Here is a 4,584-nt window from a genome sequence, read left to right as displayed (position 1 = left end):
CGGCAGGGCCGGACGGCCCTGCCGCTGCCGGGACAGGCTCAGCCCCGTTCGCCACAGCGGCAGCGTCCCCGCACAGAACCCGCAGCACCCGCGCCGCCACCTCCGACAGCCGCTCGGGCGGGAGGACCGCGTCGACCAGACCGTGGGCCATCAGGTTCTCCGCGACCTGGACGCCCGGCGGGAATTCCGCCCCGTACAGCGCCTCGTGCACCCGCGGCCCCAGGAAGCCGATGAGCGCGCCCGGCTCAGCGGCGGTGACGTGTCCCAGCGAGCCCCAGGAGGCGAGTACTCCGCCCGTCGTGGGGTGGCGCAGATGGACGAGGTAGGGCAGGCCGGCGGCCTTGTGGTCGGTGATCGCCGCGGCGACCTTGACCATCTGCAGAAACGCGACCGTGCCCTCCTGCATCCGCGTACCGCCGGACGCGGGCGCGGCGAGGAGGGGCAGCCGCTCCGCCGTCGCCCGTTCCACGGCGCGCACCAGCCGCTCCCCCGACGCGACGCCGATCGACCCGGCGAGGAAGCGGAACTCGCAGGCCACGATGGCCACCCGCCGTCCCTCGATACGGCCCTCGCCCGTGATGACGGACTCGTCGAGACCGGTGCGCTCGCGGGCCCGCTCCAGGTCGGCCCGGTAGTCGGGGTCGTCTGTCGAGATGTCGACCGGCTCGTCCCAGCGGCGCCAGCTGCCGGGGTCGACGACGGTCTCGATCAGCTGGAGGGCTGATGTGCGGGGGTTCGTTCCGGTCATGGTCACACCCTGCCACGGGAAACAGGGCTGCCGACAAGGATGGCCTCAATCATCCTGAGCATGTGCTAACTTTTTTTGGCATGTGCAGGGTTTCGCTATGACTACCTCGGTGCCGAGCGGCGAGCCGCGCGATCTCAGCGGCGACGAATTGGTGCGCGTGCTGGCGACGCTGTCCAATCCGCACCGCCTGCGGGTCGTCGCCACGCTCTCGCGGGAGCGGATGTACGTGAGCGAGCTGGCCCGCGCGCTGGGCATCAGCCGGGCGCTGCTCCAGGTCCATCTGCGCAAGTTGGAGGCGGCCGGGCTGGTGACGGCCCGGGTCGAAGTGTCGGAGGACGGCAAGGCCATGAAGTTCTACGAGGTCAACCGGTTCGCGATCCAGCTGACACCGGAGACCGTCGAGGCCGCGGAGCGGACGCTGACCCCGCCGGGCGACGGCCCGGACGAGCAGAAGACGAAGGGATCGAAGTGATGGATGGACACGACTGGACCGAGGTCGTCGGGGCCTTCGGCCTCTTCGCCCTGGTGACCACGGTGCTCACGACGGTCATCTGGCAGTTCGCGGCGACTCGGCGCGCGAAGGTCCAGGTGGTGCGGGAGTTGGAGTACCGCAAGCTCGCCGAGAGCGCGACCGCCGCGCAGCAGGCCACGGACGAGCGGCTGACGGAGATCAGCGAGCGGCTGGCGGAGATGCAGGGCCGGATGGATTCGCTGGAGCGCATCCTCCAGACCGTCGAATAGACAGACCGTCGAATAGACAGAATGGGCGATCAGGACATACGACGCGGGTCCTGGGCCGTCGAGCGGCAACTCGACGGCCCAGGTGAAGGAAGAAGCATCACCTCGCCCATGGGCGAGTTCTCACGGATACGTCCCTTCGTGGAAAGGACAGCAGCTCATGCTGCGCAAAAGCAAGTCACGGCAGAGGGCCGACGAACCGGACCGGGCCGCGTTGGTGGAGCGGGTCGCGGGGTGGTCCGTCCGCCATCGGGCCCTGGCGATCGTGGGCTGGTTCGCGCTGGTGGTCGTGGCGGTCCTGGCGAGCGCGGTCATACCGGGCGATACGGCGGACAGCACCGACCCCGGTGAGACGGGCCGCGCGGGCCGGGTGCTGGACGCGCAGCAGAAGTATCCGCCGCCCCAGGAGAACGTCCTGGTCCAGGCCCGTACGCAGGACGCGACACCGACGCGCTTCGCCGAGGACCAGGAGCTGCGCCGCGCCACCCAGGACCTGGTCACGACATTGCGCCGCACCCCCGGCACGGTCACCGCGGTCCGCTCCCCGCTGGAGCGCGACGGAAGCCGGCTGGTGTCGAAGGACGGCCGTTCCGGTCTGGTCACCTTCACCATGGCGGGGGCCCAGGAGCAGTGGTCCGAGCACTACGAGGCCGCGACCGAGACGGTGAAGACCGTACAGGCCCGCCACCCCCGGGTACGGCTGGCGCAGGCGGGCGACAGGAGCCTGTCGCGTGTGGTGGACGAGGGCATCAAGGGTGACTTCAAGCGGGCCGAGTTCTTCTCGCTTCCGCTCACCGTGGTGATTCTGCTGGTGGTGTTCGGGTCGCTGATCGCCGCCGCGATCCCGCTGCTGCTGGCGGCCACCACGGTCGTCGCCACCTTCGGTTTTCTCCAGGTGCTCGCCCACTGGGTGCCGGTGAACAGCGCCACGTCCTCCATGGTGCTGCTGATCGGCGTGGCGGTGGGCGTCGACTACTCGCTGTTCTATCTGCGCCGGGCGCGCGAGGAGCGTGCGGCCGGGCACGATGTCGCGGAGGCGCTGCGGATCACGGCGCGCACCTCGGGGCGGGTGGTGGTGGTTTCGGGTCTGACGGTGATGCTGTGTCTGGTCGGGCTGCTGTTCACGGGTCTTGACAACTTCAAGGGGCTGACGACCGGCGCGGTGCTGGTGGTCGGGGTCGCGATGGTCGGCTCGGTGACCGTACTGCCCGCCCTGCTGGCCGCGCTTGGCGCCCGGGTGGACAAGGCGCGGATCCCGTGGGTGGGCCGCCGCCGGACCGCGGCGGACCAGTCCCGGGCCTGGGTGGCGGTGGCCCGCGCGGTGGTGCGGCGCCCGCTGGTGTGGGGCGGCTCGGCGGCGCTGGCGCTGCTGGTGCTCGCGCTGCCCGCGCTGGGGATGCAGCTGCAGGACGCGGCGGTGACCGACAGCCTGTCGCGGACGGTGCCGACGGTGGACGCGGCGGTCCGGATGCAGGAGGCGTTCCCGGGCGCCCCGTCCCCCGCGTCGGTGGTGATCTGGGGGAAGCGGGATCCGGGCGCCGTGGACAGCCCGGCGGTACGGAAGGCCGTGGAAAGCCTGCACCAGCGGGCCGCGGCGAGCGGCGGGGCGCTGAACGAGCCCATTTCGGCCACCAAGGTGGGCCGGGCGCTGGTGGTACGGGTGCCGCTGGCGAGCTTCGGCACCGACGACGCGGCGAACCGGGCGCTGGAGACGCTGCGTCAGCGGACACTGCCCGCCGCGCTGGGCGAGGCGGGCAGAGCTGACAGCGAGACCGACGGCGGGATCGACTACGCGGTCGGCGGCAAGACGGCCTTCGCGTACGACTTCACCAACCGGATCACCGACCGGACCCCGTACGTCTTCGCCTTCGTGCTGCTGCTGGCCTTCGTGCTGCTGGTCGTCGCGTTCCGCTCGCCGGCCGTCGCGCTGATGTCGATCGTGCTGAACCTGCTGTCGATCGGTGCCGCTTACGGGGCGCTGACCTGGGTGTTCCAGGACGGCCACCTGAGTTCGGCGCTCGACTTCACCTCGTACGGCGGGGTGGTCGGCTGGCTGCCGCTGTTCATGTTCGTCATCCTTTTCGGGCTGAGCATGGACTACCACATCTTTGTGCTCAGCCGGATCCGCGAGCGCCGGCTCGCCGGGGAGGCGACGCGCGAGGCGGTGGTGGGGGGCGTCGCGTCCGGTGCGGGCGTGGTCACCAGCGCGGCCGTCATCATGACCGCGGCCTTCAGCGTCTTCGTCGTGCTGTCGGCGATCGAGTACAAGATGATGGGCGTCGGGCTTGCGGTGGCCGTCCTCATCGACGCGACGCTGGTGCGCGGGGTGCTGCTGCCCGCCGCGATCACGCTGCTCGGGCGGAGGTCGTTCCCGCAGGCGTCACTCCCGCAGACCTCACTCCCGCAGGCGTCACTCCAGGGGCGCGATCGTCTCGCCGGCGACATGCTGGTAGATGATCGAGCTGCGGAAGTCGACCACTTCCCGGCGCCCTGAGAAGCGGTCCATCAGGAAGGCGTGCAGCCGGTCCACGTCCGGCACCGCGACATGGACCAGGAAGTCGTCGCTGCCCGCGACGACATACACGGACAGCACCTCGGGGAGCGTCATCAGATAGCTCTTGAAACCCTCGATGACCTCCCGGCTCGGCGGCCGGATACGGACCGCGAGCAGCGCCTGCACCGGGCGGTTCAGGGCGCGCAGGTCGACCGTCGCGCGATAGCCGGTGATCACCCCGCGCTCCCTCAGACCGCGCACCCGCTCCAGACAGGTGGAGGGGGCGATGCCGAGGGTGCGGGCGAGTTCGCGATTGGTCTGCCGTGCGTCGCGCTGCAGTTCGCGGACGATCGCCGTATCAAGTTCGTCCATGGGGCCTCTCCGGACCGGCTCACCGAATTTTGTTCGGTGAGCCGGTCAGCTCATCGGTGTTTCGGCTAACTTCCCGAGCCGTGACCGTACAACGTACTCATACTCGTACTCGTACTTCTGCTTCCTCGCGTCCCCCGAGTCCAGTTCGGCGGCTCGGGCTCGGCGGCGGCACCGCGCTGTACGCGGGCGCCCTCCTCGGCCCCGGCGTGGGGGGGGGGGGGGGGGGGGCGCG

At 70.6% G+C, this 4,584-nt stretch carries 5 protein-coding genes; 3 read left to right on the top strand and 2 right to left on the bottom strand.

The genetic code is table 11. From position 1 onward, the window contains the following. Positions 1 to 748, bottom strand: a 748-nt coding sequence (locus ACWDSL_RS52015; RefSeq protein ID WP_450496615.1) for a carboxyl transferase domain-containing protein, incomplete at its 3' end; no start/stop codon positions are given. Positions 749 to 845: 97 nt separating this feature from the next. Between ACWDSL_RS52015 and ACWDSL_RS52010 the strand changes: the two genes are divergently transcribed. From ACWDSL_RS52010 to ACWDSL_RS52000, 3 genes are all read left to right on the top strand, one after another. Continuing rightward, a complete protein-coding gene (locus ACWDSL_RS52010; protein ID WP_450496613.1) occupies positions 846 to 1,220 on the top strand; it encodes an ArsR/SmtB family transcription factor in 375 nt (124 codons plus the stop codon). After that, positions 1,220 to 1,489, top strand: a complete 270-nt coding sequence (locus ACWDSL_RS52005; protein WP_450496611.1) for a hypothetical protein — start codon at positions 1,220 to 1,222, stop codon at positions 1,487 to 1,489. The genes ACWDSL_RS52010 and ACWDSL_RS52005 overlap by 1 nt, the downstream gene beginning before the upstream one ends. A 157-nt stretch (positions 1,490 to 1,646) precedes the next feature. Further along, positions 1,647 to 3,980: an MMPL family transporter gene (locus ACWDSL_RS52000; protein ID WP_450496609.1), complete on the top strand. Its 2,334-nt coding sequence runs from the start codon at positions 1,647 to 1,649 to the stop codon at positions 3,978 to 3,980. Here ACWDSL_RS52000 and ACWDSL_RS51995 read toward each other — a convergent pair. Further along, positions 3,897 to 4,352 (bottom strand): Lrp/AsnC family transcriptional regulator, encoded by a 456-nt coding sequence (locus tag ACWDSL_RS51995; RefSeq protein ID WP_450496607.1) that lies wholly within the window; start codon positions 4,350 to 4,352, stop codon positions 3,897 to 3,899. The genes ACWDSL_RS52000 and ACWDSL_RS51995 overlap by 84 nt on opposite strands. Between the last annotated feature and the right edge of the window lie 232 nt (positions 4,353 to 4,584).

The organism is Streptomyces sp. NPDC000941, from assembly GCF_053599555.1.
The sequence above is the reverse complement of the archived record's forward strand: the minus strand, read 5'-3'. Positions and strand labels throughout refer to the sequence as shown.